This is a genomic window from Chromobacterium aquaticum (assembly GCF_021129195.1).
Lineage (GTDB): Bacteria > Pseudomonadota > Gammaproteobacteria > Burkholderiales > Chromobacteriaceae > Chromobacterium > Chromobacterium aquaticum.
In genome coordinates, this window is record NZ_JAJOHW010000154.1 from 1 (window position 1) to 15,985 (window position 15,985).

Annotated in this window: 13 protein-coding genes and 2 pseudogenes; 7 read left to right on the forward strand and 8 right to left on the reverse strand. The window is 61.2% G+C overall.

What is annotated here, in order from left to right; translation table 11 throughout:
• The 4 genes from LQT98_RS20790 to LQT98_RS20805 all read left to right on the forward strand — a co-directional run.
• A partial coding sequence (locus tag LQT98_RS20790) for an MdtA/MuxA family multidrug efflux RND transporter periplasmic adaptor subunit (RefSeq protein WP_231464874.1) occupies nucleotides 1-1,103 on the forward strand: 1,103 nt, incomplete at its 5' end.
• Nucleotides 1,104-1,118: 15 nt separating this feature from the next.
• Nucleotides 1,119-4,205: an MdtB/MuxB family multidrug efflux RND transporter permease subunit gene (locus LQT98_RS20795; protein ID WP_231464876.1), complete on the forward strand. Its 3,087-nt coding sequence runs from the start codon at nucleotides 1,119-1,121 to the stop codon at nucleotides 4,203-4,205.
• Nucleotides 4,206-4,365: 160 nt separating this feature from the next.
• Nucleotides 4,366-7,467, forward strand: a complete 3,102-nt coding sequence (locus LQT98_RS20800) for a multidrug efflux RND transporter permease subunit (protein WP_231464878.1) — start codon at nucleotides 4,366-4,368, stop codon at nucleotides 7,465-7,467.
• 5 nt (nucleotides 7,468-7,472) lie between these two features.
• Nucleotides 7,473-8,921, forward strand: a complete 1,449-nt coding sequence (locus tag LQT98_RS20805; protein WP_231464880.1) for an efflux transporter outer membrane subunit — start codon at nucleotides 7,473-7,475, stop codon at nucleotides 8,919-8,921.
• Nucleotides 8,922-9,114: 193 nt separating this feature from the next.
• Here LQT98_RS20805 and LQT98_RS20810 read toward each other — a convergent pair whose 3' ends face one another.
• On the reverse strand, nucleotides 9,115-9,372 hold the full coding sequence (locus tag LQT98_RS20810) for a hypothetical protein (RefSeq protein WP_231464882.1): 258 nt from the start codon (nucleotides 9,370-9,372) through the stop codon (nucleotides 9,115-9,117).
• Between the two features lie 560 nt (nucleotides 9,373-9,932).
• Between LQT98_RS20810 and bla the strand changes: the two genes are divergently transcribed.
• A complete protein-coding gene (gene bla / locus LQT98_RS20815; protein WP_231464883.1) occupies nucleotides 9,933-10,805 on the forward strand; it encodes a carbapenem-hydrolyzing class A beta-lactamase in 873 nt (290 codons plus the stop codon).
• A 140-nt stretch (nucleotides 10,806-10,945) separates the two neighbouring features.
• Here the strand turns inward: bla and LQT98_RS20820 are convergent, their stop codons facing one another.
• Nucleotides 10,946-11,629, reverse strand: coding sequence for a nucleoside deaminase (locus LQT98_RS20820; protein WP_231464885.1), 684 nt, complete (start codon nucleotides 11,627-11,629; stop codon nucleotides 10,946-10,948).
• A gap of 222 nt (nucleotides 11,630-11,851) precedes the next feature.
• Here LQT98_RS20820 and LQT98_RS20825 point away from each other — a divergent pair.
• Nucleotides 11,852-12,103 (forward strand): annotated as a pseudogene (locus tag LQT98_RS20825) (serine hydrolase); the annotation flags it as partial.
• A 118-nt stretch (nucleotides 12,104-12,221) separates the two neighbouring features.
• Here LQT98_RS20825 and LQT98_RS20830 read toward each other — a convergent pair.
• Nucleotides 12,222-12,743 (reverse strand): hypothetical protein, encoded by a 522-nt coding sequence (locus LQT98_RS20830; protein WP_231464889.1) that lies wholly within the window; start codon nucleotides 12,741-12,743, stop codon nucleotides 12,222-12,224.
• Between the two features lie 66 nt (nucleotides 12,744-12,809).
• The gene (locus tag LQT98_RS20835; RefSeq protein WP_231464892.1) at nucleotides 12,810-13,118 is read right to left on the reverse strand and encodes a DUF7660 family protein; all 309 of its coding nucleotides are present in this window, start codon (nucleotides 13,116-13,118) and stop codon (nucleotides 12,810-12,812) included.
• Nucleotides 13,119-13,242: 124 nt separating this feature from the next.
• Here LQT98_RS20835 and LQT98_RS20840 point away from each other — a divergent pair.
• A pseudogene (locus LQT98_RS20840) lies at nucleotides 13,243-13,708 on the forward strand (DDE-type integrase/transposase/recombinase); the annotation flags it as partial.
• Nucleotides 13,709-13,928: 220 nt separating this feature from the next.
• Here the strand turns inward: LQT98_RS20840 and LQT98_RS20845 are convergent.
• From LQT98_RS20845 to LQT98_RS20860, 4 genes are all read right to left on the reverse strand, one after another.
• Nucleotides 13,929-14,213 carry a hypothetical protein gene (locus LQT98_RS20845; protein WP_231464894.1) on the reverse strand — a complete coding sequence of 95 codons (285 nt, stop codon included), beginning with the start codon at nucleotides 14,211-14,213 and terminating at the stop codon, nucleotides 13,929-13,931.
• A gap of 231 nt (nucleotides 14,214-14,444) precedes the next feature.
• Entirely contained in the window at nucleotides 14,445-14,693 is a 249-nt protein-coding gene (locus tag LQT98_RS20850) for a hypothetical protein (protein WP_231464896.1), read from the reverse strand.
• Nucleotides 14,694-14,901: 208 nt separating this feature from the next.
• A complete protein-coding gene (locus LQT98_RS20855; RefSeq protein WP_231464898.1) occupies nucleotides 14,902-15,174 on the reverse strand; it encodes a hypothetical protein in 273 nt (90 codons plus the stop codon).
• 21 nt (nucleotides 15,175-15,195) lie between these two features.
• Nucleotides 15,196-15,985, reverse strand: a 790-nt coding sequence (locus LQT98_RS20860) for a hypothetical protein (RefSeq protein WP_231464900.1), incomplete at its 5' end; no start/stop codon positions are given.

The window sequence follows — 15,985 nt, forward strand, 5'->3', positions numbered from 1 at the left end:
CGGTGGGCGTGGCCGCCGCGCGGCTGCAGAACGTGCCGCTGCAGCTCAGCGCGCTGGGCACCGTCAGCTCCACTTACACCGTCACCGTGCGCAGCCGCGTGGACGGCCAGCTGGACAAACTGCATTTCGAGGAAGGCCAGCAGGTCAAACAGGGCCAATTGCTGGCGGAACTGGACCCGCGTCCATTCCAGGCCGCGCTAACCCAGGCCGAAGGCCAGTTGCTGCGCGACCAGGCGCTGTTGCAGAACGCCCAGCTGGATCTGGCCCGCTACCAGCAATTGCTGCAGCAGAACTCCATCGCCAAACAACAGGTGGACACCCAGCAAGCGCTGGTGCGCCAATATCAGGGCACGGTCAAGCTGGACCAGGGCGCGGTGGACAACGCCAAGCTGCAACTCAGCTATAGCCGCGTCAGCGCGCCGGTGTCCGGCCGCGTCGGCCTGCGCCAGGTTGACCCCGGCAACATCGTCCACGCCAGCGACACCAACGGCGTGGTGGTGATCACCCAGACCCAACCCATCAATGTGCTGTTCTCGGTGCCGGAAGTCAGCCTGGGCTCGGTGCTGCAGGCCAGCCGCGCCAATCCCGGCCTGACGGTCGAAGCCTGGGACCGCGACAACCGCAACAAGCTGGCCGACGGCAAGCTGCTGGCGATAGACAACCAGCTCAACACCAGCACCGGCACCGTCAACCTCAAGGCCCGCTTCGGCAACGCTGGCGAAACCTTGTTTCCCAACCAATTCGTCAATGTGCGCCTGAGCCTGGGCGAGCGTGAAAACGCCGTCACCGTGCCGGCCAGCGCGGTGCAGCTGGGCAAGGTGGGCAGCTATGTCTACACCGTCAACGCCGACAGCAGCGTCAGCCTGGCCAAGGTGAGCGCCGGCGCGCGCGTCGGTGACATCATCGTCATCGAACAAGGCCTGAAGCCCGGCCAGCGCGTGGTGGTGGACGGCCTGGACAAGCTGCGCGACGGCGCCAAGGTCGCGGTGGTGGATCGCGCCGCGCAAAACAGCCAGGCCGCGGCCGGCGCCGGCAACAGCGGACGCCATAAACGCGACGGCAGCGGCGCGGCCGGCAAACGCCACGCCTCGGCGGCGCAGTAAGCGCGGGGAGACGGCATGAATCCCTCGCGCCTGTTCATCCTGCGCCCGGTGGCCACCACCTTGCTGATGGTGGCCATCCTCCTGACCGGTCTCACCGCCTGGCGCATGCTGGCGGTGTCCGCGCTGCCGGAAGTGGACTACCCCACCATCCAGGTGGTGACCCAATATCCGGGCGCCAGCCCGGAAGTGATCACCTCCTCCATCACCGCGCCGCTGGAACGCCAGTTCGGTCAGATGCCCGGCCTGTCGCAGATGTCGTCCACCAGCTCCGGCGGCGCCTCGGTGATCACCCTGCAATTCAGCCTGGAATTGAGCCTGGACGTGGCCGAGCAGGAAGTGCAGGCGGCGATCAACGCCGCCGGCAACCTGCTGCCGTCCGATCTGCCCAATCCGCCGGTGTACAACAAGGTCAACCCGGCCGACACCCCTATCATGACCATAGCCGTCAGCTCGCCCACGCTGCAACTGACCAAGCTGGAGGATCTGGTGGACACCCGGCTGGCGCAGAAACTGTCGCAAGTGCCCGGCGTCGGCCTGGTCAGCATCAGCGGCGGCCAGCGCCCGGCGGTGCGCATCCAGACCAATCCGCGCCAGCTGGCCGCCCTGGGCCTGACGCTGGAAGACGTGCGCACCGCCATCGCCAGCGCCAATGTCAACCAGGCCAAGGGCAGCTTCGACGGCCCGCATCAGGCCTCCACCATAGACGGCAACGACCAGCTCAAGTCCGCCGACGAATACCGCGGCGTCATCATCGCCTACCGCAACGGCGCGCCGGTGCGGCTGTCCGACGTGGCCCAAGTGGTGGACTCGGCGGAAAACATCCGCCTGGCCGCCTGGGCCGGCGCCACTCCGGCCATCATCCTCAATGTGCAGCGCCAGCCCGGCGCCAACGTGATCCAGGTGGCGGACCGCATCAAGGCGCTGCTGCCGCAGCTGCGCGACACCCTGCCCGGCGCGGTGGACGTCAAGGTGCTGAACGACCGCACCGTGACCATACGCGCCTCGGTGGCCGACGTGGAATTCGAACTGATGCTGGCCATCGCCCTGGTGGTGATGGTGATCTTCGTGTTCCTGCGCAATGTGCCGGCCACCATCATCCCCGCGGTGGCGGTGCCGCTGTCGCTGGTGGGCACTTTCGGCGTGATGTATCTGACCGGCTTCTCCATCAACAACCTCACCTTGATGGCACTGACCATCGCCACCGGCTTCGTCGTCGACGACGCCATCGTGATGATTGAAAACATCGCGCGCTACATCGAAGACGGCGAAGCGCCGATGGCGGCGGCGCTCAAGGGCTCCAAGCAGATAGGCTTCACCATCATCTCGCTGACCATCTCGCTGATCGCGGTGCTGATTCCGCTCTTGTTCATGGGCGATGTGGTGGGCCGGCTGTTCCGCGAATTCGCCGTCACCCTGGCGGTGTCCATCCTGATCTCAGCCTTCATCTCGCTGACGCTGACGCCGATGATGTGCGCGCGCCTGCTCAAACACGTGCCGGAAGACAAGCAAGGCCGCTTCTACCACGCCAGCGGCCAGTTCTTCGACCGGGTGATCGCTCGCTACGGCCGCATGCTCAGCTGGGTGCTGGAACGGCAACGCCTGACCCTGCTGGTGGCGCTGGCCACGCTGGCGCTGACCGCCGCGCTCTATGTGCTGGTGCCCAAGGGCTTCTTCCCGCTGCAAGACACCGGCGCGATCCAGGGCGTCAGCGAGGCCGCGCAATCCACCTCCTTCGGCGCGATGGCGCGCCAGCAGGAAGCGCTGGCGCGGCAGCTGCTCAAGGACCCGGCGGTGGAAAGCCTGTCCTCCTTCATCGGCGTGGACGGCAACAACGCCGCGCTCAACAACGGCCGGCTGCTGATCAACCTCAAGCCCAAGGAACAGCGCGACGACATCCACACCGTGCTGGCCCGGCTGCAAGACCAGGCCGACGCGGTGCCGGGCATGGCGCTCTATCTGCAGCCAGTGCAGGACCTGACCATAGATTCCCGCGTCAGCCGCACCCAGTACCAATTCACGCTGCAAGCCACCAGCGCCGAGGACCTGTCCGCCTGGACGCCCAAACTGGTGTCCAAGCTGCGCCAGCTGCCGCAGCTGGCCGATGTGGCCAGCGACTTGCAGGACAAGGGCCTGCAAGCCTATGTCAACATCAACCGCGACACCGCCGCGCGGCTGGGCGTCACCACCGCCGCCATCGACAACGCGCTCTACGACGCCTTCGGCCAGCGGCTGATCTCCACCATCTTCACCCAGACCAACCAATACCGCGTGGTGCTGGAAGTGGACCCGCAGCATCAGCAAGACCCGCTGTCGCTGAAAAGCCTGTATGTGCCCACCGCCAACGGCGGCCCGGTGCCGCTGGACGCAGTGGCGAGCATAGAAGAACGCCCCACCGCGCTCACCATCAACCATCTGGGGCAATTCCCCACCGCCACCGTGTCCTTCAACCTGGCGCCGGGCGCCTCCCTCGGAGCGGCGGTGGAAGCCATCCGCCAGGCCGAAACCGACCTGGGCCTGCCGGCCAGCATAGACACCAAGTTCCAGGGCGCGGCGCTGGCCTTCCAGGCCTCGCTGTCCAACACCCTGTGGCTGATCCTGGCCGCCATCGTCACCATGTACATCGTGCTGGGGGTGCTGTACGAGAGCTATATCCATCCCATCACGATTCTCTCCACCCTGCCCTCCGCCGGCATCGGCGCGCTGCTGGCCTTGCTGGTTTCCGGCAACGACCTGTCGGTGATCGCCATCATCGGCATCATCCTGCTGATCGGCATCGTCAAGAAAAACGCCATCATGATGATAGATTTCGCGCTGGAGGCCGAGCGCGAACACGGCATGAGCCCGCGCGACGCCATCTATCAAGCCTGCCTGCTGCGCTTCCGCCCCATCCTGATGACCACCATGGCCGCGCTGCTGGGCGCGCTGCCGCTGATGCTGGGCGGCGGCATGGGTTCCGAGCTGCGCCAGCCGCTGGGCGTCACCATGGTGGGCGGCCTGCTGGTCAGCCAGGTGCTGACCCTGTTCACCACCCCGGTGATCTACCTGGCCTTTGACCGGCTGGGCAAACGCTTTGGCACCAAGACGGCGGAGGCGGAAGCATGATTTTTATTCGCCACGGAAGCACACGGAAAAACACGGAATTCCGTGACATTTTCGACATGATCGCCCTTAGCCAAACAACGCTAACCGCCATCAAACCCTTGCATGGCTGGTTTTTGTCCGTGTCCTTCCGTGTGTTTCCGCGGCCGATGAGGATTTTCTCGTGATCCCCTCCGCCCCCTTCATCCGCCGCCCGGTGGCCACCACCCTGCTGACCCTGGCCATCCTGCTGGCCGGCCTGCTGGCCTTCAAGCTGCTGCCGGTGTCGCCGCTGCCCCAGGTGGACTTCCCCACCATCTCCGTCACCGCGCGCCTGCCCGGCGCCAGCCCGGAAACCATGGCCGCCACCGTGGCCACCCCGCTGGAGCGGGCGCTGGGCCGCATCGCCGGCGTCACCGAGATGACCTCGTCCAGCTCGCTGGGCTCCACCCGCATCACCCTGCAGTTCGAGCTGGACCGCAATATCGACGGCGCCGCGCGCGATGTGCAGGCGGCGATCAACGCCGCGCGCTCGCTACTGCCCACCGGCATGCCGTCCAACCCCACCTACCGCAAGGTCAACCCCGCCGACGCGCCCATCATGATCATCGCGCTGACCTCGGACAGCCTGACCCGTGGCCAGATGTACGATGCCGCCGACACCATACTCGGCCAGAAACTGGCCCAGGTGGAAGGCATAGGCGACGTCAACGTGGGCGGCGGCGCGCAGCCGGCGGTGCGGGTGGAGCTGAACCCGCGCCAGCTCAACCACTACGGCATCAGCATGGAAACCGTGCGCGGCGCCATCGCCAGCACCAACGCCAACCGGCCCAAGGGCTTCCTGGAAAACGACGAGCGCCACTGGCAGGTGCAGGCCAACGACCAGGCCAACAAGGCCAGCGACTACCTGCCGCTGATCGTCAGCTACAAAGACGGCGCCGCGGTGCGCATCGCCGACGTGGCCGAGGTCAAGGACTCGGTGGTGGACCTGCGCAACGCCGGCCTCTTGGGCCAGCAGCCGGCGGTGATGCTGATCCTGTTCCGCCAGCCCGGCGCCAACATCATCGAGACCATAGACCGGGTCAAATCGCTGCTGCCGCAGCTGCAAGCCTCCATCCCCGCCGCCATCAAGATGCAAGTGGTGATGGACCGCAGCCCCACCATCCGCGCCTCGCTGCAGGAAGTGGAGCGCTCGCTGCTGATCTCGGTGGCCCTGGTCATCCTGGTGGTGTTCCTGTTCCTGCGCAACGGCCGCGCCACCGCCATTCCCGCCATCACCGTGCCGGTGTCGCTGGTGGGCGCCTTCGCCGTGATGTACCTGGCCGGCTTCTCGCTCAACAACCTCAGCCTGATGGCGCTGACCATCGCCACCGGCTTCGTCGTCGACGACACCATCGTGGTGCTGGAAAACATCTCCCGCCACATCGAGGACGGCATGAAACCGATGCAGGCCGCCTTGCGCGGCGCGCGCGAAGTAGGCTTCACCGTGCTGTCGATGAGCATCTCGCTGATCGCCGTCTTCATCCCCATCCTGCTGATGGGCGGCGTGATCGGCCGGCTGTTCCGCGAATTCGCCGTCACCCTCTCCGTGGCCATCCTGGTGTCGCTGCTGGTCTCGCTGACCACCACGCCGATGCTGTGCGCGCGCTGGCTCAAAGCGCATGACGCGCACAAAGAACCAGGCAAGCTGTTCCGCTGGAGCGAACGCGCCTTCGACGCCATGCTGGACGGCTACCGCCGCAGCCTGGGTTGGGCGCTGCGCCACGGCCCGCTGATGATGCTGATCCTGGCCGCCACCATAGGCCTCAACGTCTACCTCTACCTGGCGGTGCCCAAGGGCTTCTTCCCGCAGCAGGACACCGGCCGCCTCACCGGCATGATACGCGCCGACCAGAACATCTCCTTCCAGGCCATGCAGCAAAAGCTGCAACGCTTCATCACCGTGGTGGGCCAGGACCCGGCGGTGGACAAAGTCATAGGCTTCACCGGCGGCGGCCAGCGCAACACCGCCAATATGTTCGTCAGCCTCAAGCCGCTGGACCAGCGCCGGGACAGCGCCGACCAAGTCATCGCCAGGCTGCGCAAGACCCTGGCGCGCGAGCCCGGCGCCCAGCTGTTCCTGCAAGCGGTGCAGGACATCCGCATCGGCGGCCGCGCCAGCAACGCCCAATACCAATACACCTTGCAGGGCGACGACCTGGCCGAACTGCGCGAATGGACGCCCAAGGTGCAGCAAGCGCTGCTGAAGCTGCCGATGCTGGCCGACGTCAACACCGACCAGGAAGTCAAAGGCCTGCAAACCTCGCTGGTTTTCGACCGCGACGCCATGGCGCGGCTGGGCCTGACCCAGGCGCAAGTGGACTCCGCGCTCAACGACGCCTTCGGCCAGCGCCAGGTGTCCACCATCTACAACGCGCTCAACCAATACCACGTGGTGATGGAAGTGGCGCCGCAATACTGGCAAGGCCCGGACGGCCTGGACAGCATCTATCTGCAAACCCCGGGCGGCCAGCCCACCCCGCTGTCCGCCGTCGCGCGCTGGGAACCCAGCAATACCGCGCTATCGGTCAACCACCAAAGCCAGTTCGCCGCCGCCACCGTTTCCTTCAACCTGCCGCCGGGCAAATCGCTGTCCGACGCCACCGACGCCATCGACCAGGCGCTGGCCGGCGTCGGCCTGCCCAGCAGCATCCACGGCAGCTTTCAGGGCAGCGCCAAAACCTTCCAGGCCTCGCTGGACAGCCAGCCGCTGCTGATCCTGGCCGCCTTGGTCGCCGTCTACATCGTGCTGGGCATGCTCTATGAAAGCGTGGTGCACCCGGTCACCATCCTCTCCACCCTGCCCTCGGCCGGCGTCGGCGCGCTGCTCGCCATCATCGCCACCGGCGGCGAATTCAACGTCATCGCGCTGATCGGCGTGCTGCTGCTGATCGGCATCGTCAAGAAAAACGCCATCATGATGATAGACTTCGCGCTCAGCGCCGAACGCGAACAAGGCCTGAAACCCGAGCAAGCCATCCTCCAAGCCTGCCTGCTGCGCTTCCGCCCCATCATGATGACCACGCTGGCCGCGCTGTTCGGCGCGCTGCCGCTGGCGCTGGGCCACGGCGACGGCGCCGAGATGCGCACCCCGCTGGGCATCTCCATCGTCGGCGGCCTGCTGCTCAGCCAGCTGCTGACCCTGTACACCACCCCCATCGTCTACCTGTATCTGGACCGCTTCCGGCTGTGGTGCCGCCGCTGGCGGCCCGCGCGCGCCGCGCTGAACCGCGGAGCCGAGGAATGAAACCAATGAAAACACAAAGCCTTACGCTGGCCTGCGCGCTGCTGCTGGCTGGCTGCGCGCTGGGCCCGGACTACGTCAAACCCAAGCTGGAAGTGCCGGCCGCCTACAAAGAGGACGGCCGCTGGAAAAGTGCTCAACCGCAAGATGTAGTGCCGCGCGGCGACTGGTGGCACATCTACCAAGACCCGCGATTGGACCAGTTGATGGACACCCTGAACCGGCAAAGCCCCGGCATCGCCCAGGCCGAAGCCCAATACCGCCAGGCCCAGGCGCTGCTGAAACAGGCCGAGGCCGGGCTGTTCCCCAGCCTGGGTCTCAACGCCGGCCAAAGCCGCGGCGTCAGTTCCCCGGGCCAGGCCACCGCCACCAGCTACAACCTGAGCGCCAACGCCAGCTGGGAACTGGACCTGTGGGGCGGCCTGCGCCGCTCGGTGGAGGCCGGCAACGCCAAGGCAGAAGCCAGCGCCGCGCAATTGGCGGCGATACGCCTCAGCACCCAGGCGCAGCTGGCCACCGCCTATCTGCAACTCAGCGTGGCGGACCGGCAACTGCGGCAGCTGAGCGCCAATGAACAAGCGCTGGCGGACACGCTGAAACTGACCCGCAATCAATACCAGGCCGGCATCGTCTCCGACGCCAACGTCGCCCAGGCCGAAAGCCAATGGCAAAGCGCCCAGGCGCAGCGCGCGGACAAGCAACTGACCCGCGCCCAGCTGGAACACGCCATCGCCGCCGCGCTGGGGCAGACGCCGGCCAGCTTCAGCCTGGCCGCGGCCGACGCCGAACCGCGCCTGCCCAATATCCCCGCCGGCCTGCCCTCGCAACTGCTGGAACGCCGCCCCGACATCGCCGCCGCCGAACGAGCGGTGGCGCAAGCCAATGCCGAAATCGGCATCGCCCAGGCCGCCTTCTTCCCCACCCTCACCCTGTCCGCCAGCGGCGGCTACCGCGGCGCCAGCTTCGCCGACTGGGTCAGCCTGCCCAACCGCGTCTGGTCGCTGGGGCCGGCACTGGCGCTCAGCCTGTTCGACGGCGGCCTGCGCAGCGCCCAGAAAGAACAAGCCATCGCCAGCTATGACGCCAGCGTCGCCGGCTACCGCCTGGCGGTGTTGTCCGCCTTCCAGGGCGTGGAAGACAACCTGGCCGCGCAAAAGCTGCTGGCGGAAGAAGCCGCCTCGCAACAGGCCGCGGTGGACGCCGCGCTGCGCGCCGAAACCATCACCCTCAACCAATACCGCGCCGGCACCGTCAGCTACCTCAACCTGCTGACCGCGCAAAGCAGCCGCATCAATGCGGAAACCACCCTGTGGAATGTGAAGAACCGGCAATACGCCGGCAGCGTGGCGCTGATCGCCGCGCTGGGCGGCGGCTGGCAGGGACTGGACCCCGCCTCAAGACAAGACCATGCGCTGAACCAAGAAGCCGCACCGCCGCAAACAAAGCCCGGCAACTGACAGCGCAGCGGCAAGATCATGCCAATGGAAACCTGGGGAGGGAACGAACCCAGCCCGACAAGCTGACGCTCGAACCAGGCCAAATCCTACGATCTCGCGAGACAAGGCGTTGCGACTAAGAACCTGTTCAAAGAAACAGGCCGCGCCATAGCACAGGGGCGGCGCCCGCCGCCCCCTTGCTGTCACACTGGCGTCAAGCGTCGCGCAGGCTGCGCGCCGCCTCCTCGCGGATCACATCCAGCGCATTGTGGTACTCATCCAGCGCCCAACGCGCCAACCGGCACAGCCCGGCGGCCTGGGCGCCTTCCTCCACCTCGGCCTGGGTGCCCAATCGCGTTGCCACCTCCAAGGCTGGACGCAGCAACTCCAAGGCCTCCAGCCCCAATTGGCTGGCCTCCAGCACGCGGCCTAGCAACTGCTGGCGCGTCGTCGTTTCGCACGCGTCAGTCATCGCCAAGCCTCCTGTGACAAGGACTCGAAATGAAAAGAAAGGGAAAGGGGAAAAGAGAAGAATCGCATCGCGGCCTCCAAATCGTTGCCTGAGAGAAGACCTGCCCGTACAGCAGGTACGGGGCAGGCGCGTGACGAGGAAGTGCCAAAGCGGACACATCCTGTCTGCGGTCGAACGATTCTGGGCTTCCAAACCCGGCGCGCCTTATTCGGCGTAGCGCAAACTACAGCCTACTGAGCCGGGCAGCGAGCGTCAAGGCGTGTACATCACAAGGGGAAGGCAAGCAAAACGGCGTACTCCCCGCACGGGAGCACGCCGTTGTCGACACCATGAATCAGGCGGGCAGGCCCTTATTGAACCATCCCACCAACCGTCTTCGCCAAGTAGCCCCCCCCGCCCCTCAGGCGGGCATATTCATGATCGCACCCATCGGCTGAGCGCCATTTCAAGACTGAAAACAGCCAAAAGGTTACAGACGTTACAGTTTGCGCGATTTACAGCCCAAGCCTCTGCCATCAGGATAGCGCCACAGCTTTCAACCAGGCAGAAGGACCAAAACCATGTTCAAGCATCTGATTTTATTCGCATCGCTGGCCACGCCGCTGAGCCAGGCCCTGGCCGCCGACCCGCTCGCCATCGCCGCCGACAAGCTGGCCAAACTGGAACGAGACTTTGGCGGCAGCATCGGCGTTTACGCCATCGACACCGGTTCCGGCGCCACCGTGGCCAATCGCCCCAACGAGCGCTTTCCCATGTGCAGCTCCTTCAAAGGCTTTCTGGCGGCGGGGGTGCTGGCGCAAAGCCAAGCAAAACCCGGCCTGCTGGACAAACGCATCCGCTACAGCAAAACGACTCTGCCTAATTGGTCCCCGCTCACAACCCAACACCAGGCAAACGGCATGACCGTGGCCGAGCTCAGCGCCGCCACCGTGCAATACAGCGACAACGGCGCCGCCAATCTGCTGCTCAAGGAAATCAACGGCCCCGCCGCGCTGACCGCCTTCATGCGCTCCATCGGCGACACCACCTTCCGCCTGGACCGCCTGGAGCCGGAGCTGAACTCCGCCATCCCCGGCGACCCGCGCGACACCTCCACCCCCAAGGCGGTGGCGGAAAGCATGCAAAAGCTGGCGCTGGGCAAGGCGCTGGCTGAAACGCAGCGCCAGCAACTGGCGGACTGGCTGAAGGGCAACACCACCGGCAAGGCCAGAATCCGCGCCGCGGTGCCGGACGGCTGGGAAGTAGGCGATAAAACCGGCACCTGCGGCGTCTACGGCACCGCCAACGACTACGCGGTGATCTGGCCGCCCAAGCGCGCGCCCATCGTGCTGGCGGTCTACACCAAGCACGTCAAGAAAGAAGCCAAGCACAGCGACGAAGTGATCGCCGCCGCGGCGCGGGCGGCGCTGGAAGCGTTGAACGTCAAGTCATAAGCGACAAGCCATTGAGCCCGGAATGACCGACTGACGCCGTGGCGCCGGCACACAGCAAATCGTAAACAGGCTCTTACAAACAACAAGCCGCTGTCGGTATCTCCCCGGCAGCGGCTATGGGTTTTTAGAGTCCATCGGATTTACTTTTTCCTATTGCGGAAGATGAGATCGGTTTGATCGGCCAGTACCCCTCCTATCAACGCCTTGGGCCGATAAAACTCTCTTGCCCTTTCCGCCACCTCAACCGCGGGAATATCAATTTGTCCGATGCCCGCATTCCGAATAGCTTGAATTGAACTAGCCCAAACCACCCTGCTGATGCCAGTCCATACGATGGCAGCCATGCACATGGCGCAAGGCTCCCCCGTTGAGTAAAGCGTGACATTCGACCATCCGGTATTGCCGTGCTTATCAATGTACGCATTGATTGCATCGATTTCGCCATGCCATGTGGGATTTTTAGAGTCTGTATTCACTCCTTCCGCCAGCACCTCGCCAGTGCTGGTATTCACGATCACGGCGCCAAAGGGATAAGCCGGATTCTTCGCAGAAACCTTGATGGCGCGCCGCATGAAGCGCTCATGGAAACGTTGCACCGCGATGGGCAAAGACCGGCCAGACTGCACGGAAATAGGTGAAGACTCTAATGTGCTTGCCGGCACCCAGTGGGACAAAGACATACCACCAAGCATTAAGGCGAAATTTCTACGGGAGTACGAGAGCATGATCTTTCTCCGGTGGATTTTCACGTTCAGGCGGCTGGCCGCCTCATGCCAGGAAACACCAAGCGCTGCACGGTTAGCATCACCCGGCGCACAACTCATAAAGTTAAATTATTAAGTAAAGCAGGCACAGCTTAGCATCCGCTAGCACATCGCCCAAGTCAGCACAGTCTGGCAATGCTGATCTTTTTAACAGCGCGGCTTACCCGCGCAGCCGACCACTGACGCCGCCGGCCGGATTCAAGCTCCACTCGCTGATCAGCACCATGCCGTCGGCGGCGGCCACCAGCAGGCTCAGCGCATTGGACAGGATCAGTTTGCTGACTGAAAGGCAACACCACCGGCAAGGCCAGAATCCGCACCACGCTGCCGAACGGCTGGGAAGTGGGCGACAAAACCGGCACCTGCGGTGTCTACGGCACCGCCAACGACTATGCGGTGCTCTGGCCGCCCAAGCGCGCGCCCATCGTGCTGGCGGTCTACACCAAACACGCCAAGAAAGAAGCCAAGCACAGCGACGAAATGATCGCCGCCGCGGCGCGGGCGGCGCTGAAAGCGTTCAACGTGAAGAAGTAAGGCGGGATGAGGTGCGGCCGAGGGGCCGCGCTGATTGGAAAGGCCAGTGGGCCGGATGACGATTCCAATAGATATCGGCATGGGGCGGGCAAGCCAAATAACTTGCCCATCCTACTTGCTAAGCTAGCGCTGTATAACGCTCATCAGTGATATGCATGCCTACAGCACGAAGCAACTCTCTGAAAGCATCAATTCGCTCCGGGAACATAGCAATATGCAGCACAATAGTTGCCGTTGCTCCCTTCTGTTGATAACCCCACCACCGCCATCCTCGATCACGAATGGCATCAAGCCAAGAGAAAAATTCCCACGGCAAAGAACCCCAATCTTGAGGAGAAGTGACTGAAAGTAGTTTATCCGTTTGCTCCTTTGAAAGCTCAGGTACTTCATGCTTCAGCCAATCGGGAAGCATCGCTTTCCACTCATCATCAGATGGCCAACTTCCCACGGAGCTTTCAGCAATGGCTCTTACAATGCTCAGCAACCTTTCCATAGCATTTACAGAATCGCCCCCTAGGTCAACATCAAATTCCCACGGATTAGCGGGCATTGAGTCAACCCCTATTTTTAGCCTAACCCTCTCAAGCTCAATTTTATTTTCCAATTTCTCCAGCACCCTTTCTGAAAGACCAGAAGCCACACTATGCTAACCATGCAAAATACTGTTGATTAACCAGACAACATATGCCTGACAAGAACATAGTCATCATGCCCCATAAACAGTAGCAGCCAGCCGCATCTCTGCAGCCATCTTCCAAGTAACTTCTTCTACATCCACAACTTCATCCATATTCTTATAATACCCACTCATATCCCTTGAAAACCCAGAAAGCCCTGCAAGAAATTGATCAAGGGTAAGATTATGCCACTCATCGCCATTATTTTTACAATCTTGATTTAGGTATTCAACAAATCGAACAAAATCCACCCTTGAGACCACTGCCTTTGCACATTCATACAATTCATCACCAGTCATTCCACTCTCACTACGAATAGCCTCCAAGCTCACCTTCACCAGACAAACACCTGCCCCTATCAAAACATCATCAAATAAAAAATCAAAACAAACCTCGCCACAACGTCACAAGCCCAATTCTCTATCGACACCCTTTAAAATAATGATACACACCAAGAAGTGACATCCCGGCGCCAAATATTTGCCGCAGATGCCTGATGAGACATCTCGGGGCTACCTCTTTAGTTGCCATCGATCGCGCGACGCGCTGGATCTTTATGCAGGTCAAGCCGAACAAAACCGCAGGTGCCGGGCGGGCGTTTCTGTCCGCTTTACAGAAGGCCGCACCATGCCATGTACGGACGATCCAGGCCGATAACGGCAGCGAGTTTACCGGCCAGCTGTTCAACAAGCAGAAGCATGCGAGCGACGAGCATGAGTTCGCTCTGCTGTGCGACGCGTTCCGCATTGAACACCGATTGACCAAGCCTCGCAGCCCGCAGACAAATGGGATGGTCGAACGTTTCAATGGCCGGATCAGTGATGTGCTAGCCACGCATCGCTTCGAACCCGGCAACGATCCGCCCGAGACATTGGAGCGCTATGCGCTGCTCTACAACCAGCATTTGCCACAATTGGCACCGGGCACCGACTCAAACCATGAAAGATTGGCAGCTGAAAAGTTCATCCTTGCAGAGACAAACTTGCTCATCAGAATAGTTGAGTTCATCTTCTATTAGTCTAAACATAGCAACGTTCCTTCGCTGTAAGATGTCATACCATTCTTCAAATATGAGCAGCTTTGGTAGCGTGGCGCAGCTGCACGGCTTGGAACACCAAACCCTCCCCAAATGGCTTGGCCCGAGCCAACTATACGATTAGGTTAACTTCTGAGTGTTGATTGAGAAATTGCTCCTGATCTTCGTCAGCAATGAGAACCTGTGCCCCTGCAGGAACCCTTGTCCTGGAAATGCGGATACCATTCATGCACGACGGGCACCAAACCAACTTCCAGCCAAACTCGCTACCAGCAAATCCAAAGTACTGATATGCAAGACCAGTAGAATTGCAAACCGGACATGAACACTGCTCATATTCGGCATCGCCAATAGGTAAGTGCTTCACCCAGTCGATGTAAGTGATGTTCTTGCTCATTATTCAAACTCCCAAAGCCGTCCTGTTTTGTTTTTCTGGTAGTACTGTCAAAAGCTGTCCTCAATACCATCAGCGGCATTTTCATTGAACCGGAGTTCTTTATTCATGCGCAGAGGATCGCCAGCAAATCGATTCGGATGACCATAGAGATCAATTTGCATTGTGTGAGTCCGTTCATGACCAAGAGTTTTCACAAGTTGTTCGGTATTTGTGAATGCATCTGGGTAAAGATCAATCGATCCATTGGGCGTAGTCGACGCGGCTGACGCCGTCGTTGCCCACCGCGCCGATCTGCTTGCCGTCCAGGTAGCAGTAGTAGTCCTGCCGTTTATAGGTGCTGCCCTTGGCGGTTTCCTCGCGCTTGAGCACCCGGCCCTGGGCGTTGTTGACGTAGCGGAGGCTGCGGTTCTTGGCTTCGTCGCGCGCTTCGACCAAATGACCGTTGACGTTGTAGCGGAGATGGGAGTAGCCGCCCTGCATTCGCGGCGCGACGCCCGGCGGCTAAGCTTCACAAATGGAGGAATTTATAGCCGGGTGTCGCCCCCTACAAGAGCACCGTACGGTCGTGTAGCGGACACCGATTCAGGCCATGAAAGATTGGCAAAAGCAGCGTCCCGATTTATTAAAAAAGCGTGTAAGCAATCGTCCGGGACTGGACACTTACCTACCCTTGCTTGCTTCCATTTCATCAGTGCTGAAGCAAATGCTTAAGGTATTTATCTAAACTGTCATCCGAAATCCCTTGCCCATTACCATCAATATCCCATTTCCAAACATACGAAATATCATCCAATGAAAAATCATCAAAAATATCATACAACATCACTCCAGCATCATTCCTAGACACCTTATATTTACTCACAAGATCACGCAGCAACTCACTCATTGACGAGTAGTCTCGAATTTCACCTCTCCAAAAGGTGACATCTTCTGGAGACAACCCAAAACAATCAGCAGCCATAAATCAATTCCCTTCATAAATTTATTTTCCAAACAACACTTTAACATCAACACCAAAATCTTTTAAATCTACAACTTTCCCATACCCAAACGCTCTTGCCTGTTGCCCTGTCCAAGTTTCCAATGCTGCTTGGCTTGGAGATTTAGGGGAATGACCCGAGGTAAGTTTTCTATATGTTTCGTAATTCACGCTACCATCTCCATCAAGCCAAGTTCCGCGTATTTTTTGCACTTGAACACCATCTTGCTTAAGACGATTCATTAAACCATAAAGCATATCCTTCCCTCCTCCCAGCACAGCTGCATTGCCACCTGCTCTAATATCAAAACCAAGCGTTCCATTAGAATCAATAATTGCATCTAGGTAATGGATATCGCCATAGCCACGATATAGATACCTTAAGTCTCTCCCTCTCATTTTCTGCTGAACAAAGCTATCTACCAAATCAACCCGTGGAATGTAACCCGCACCTCCCCCCTCCGGCACCGCATACATCCTCAGCCCCGGCGTGCTTTGCTCCGCCAAACGATCTAGCCGCGGCCCAAACGCGTCCACTGCATCCCGTGCCAGCAATCTCGTGCCCACACCCGCCTCAACGCCCAGCACTGAGCCGCGCAGTACACGTCCGCCTGGAGCTAGCACCAGCAAGGCATTGCCGGTCAACGCGCCGGCTTGTTCCACGCTCAGTTCCCCAGGATTCTTCGCATAATACATCAGCTCGCCCGCCGTCTTGCCTAGCGCATCCGGCAAACCACGGACCAACGCAGCATTACGCGCGGCAGCGCCGCGGTCATCGATCAGGCCTCCGCTG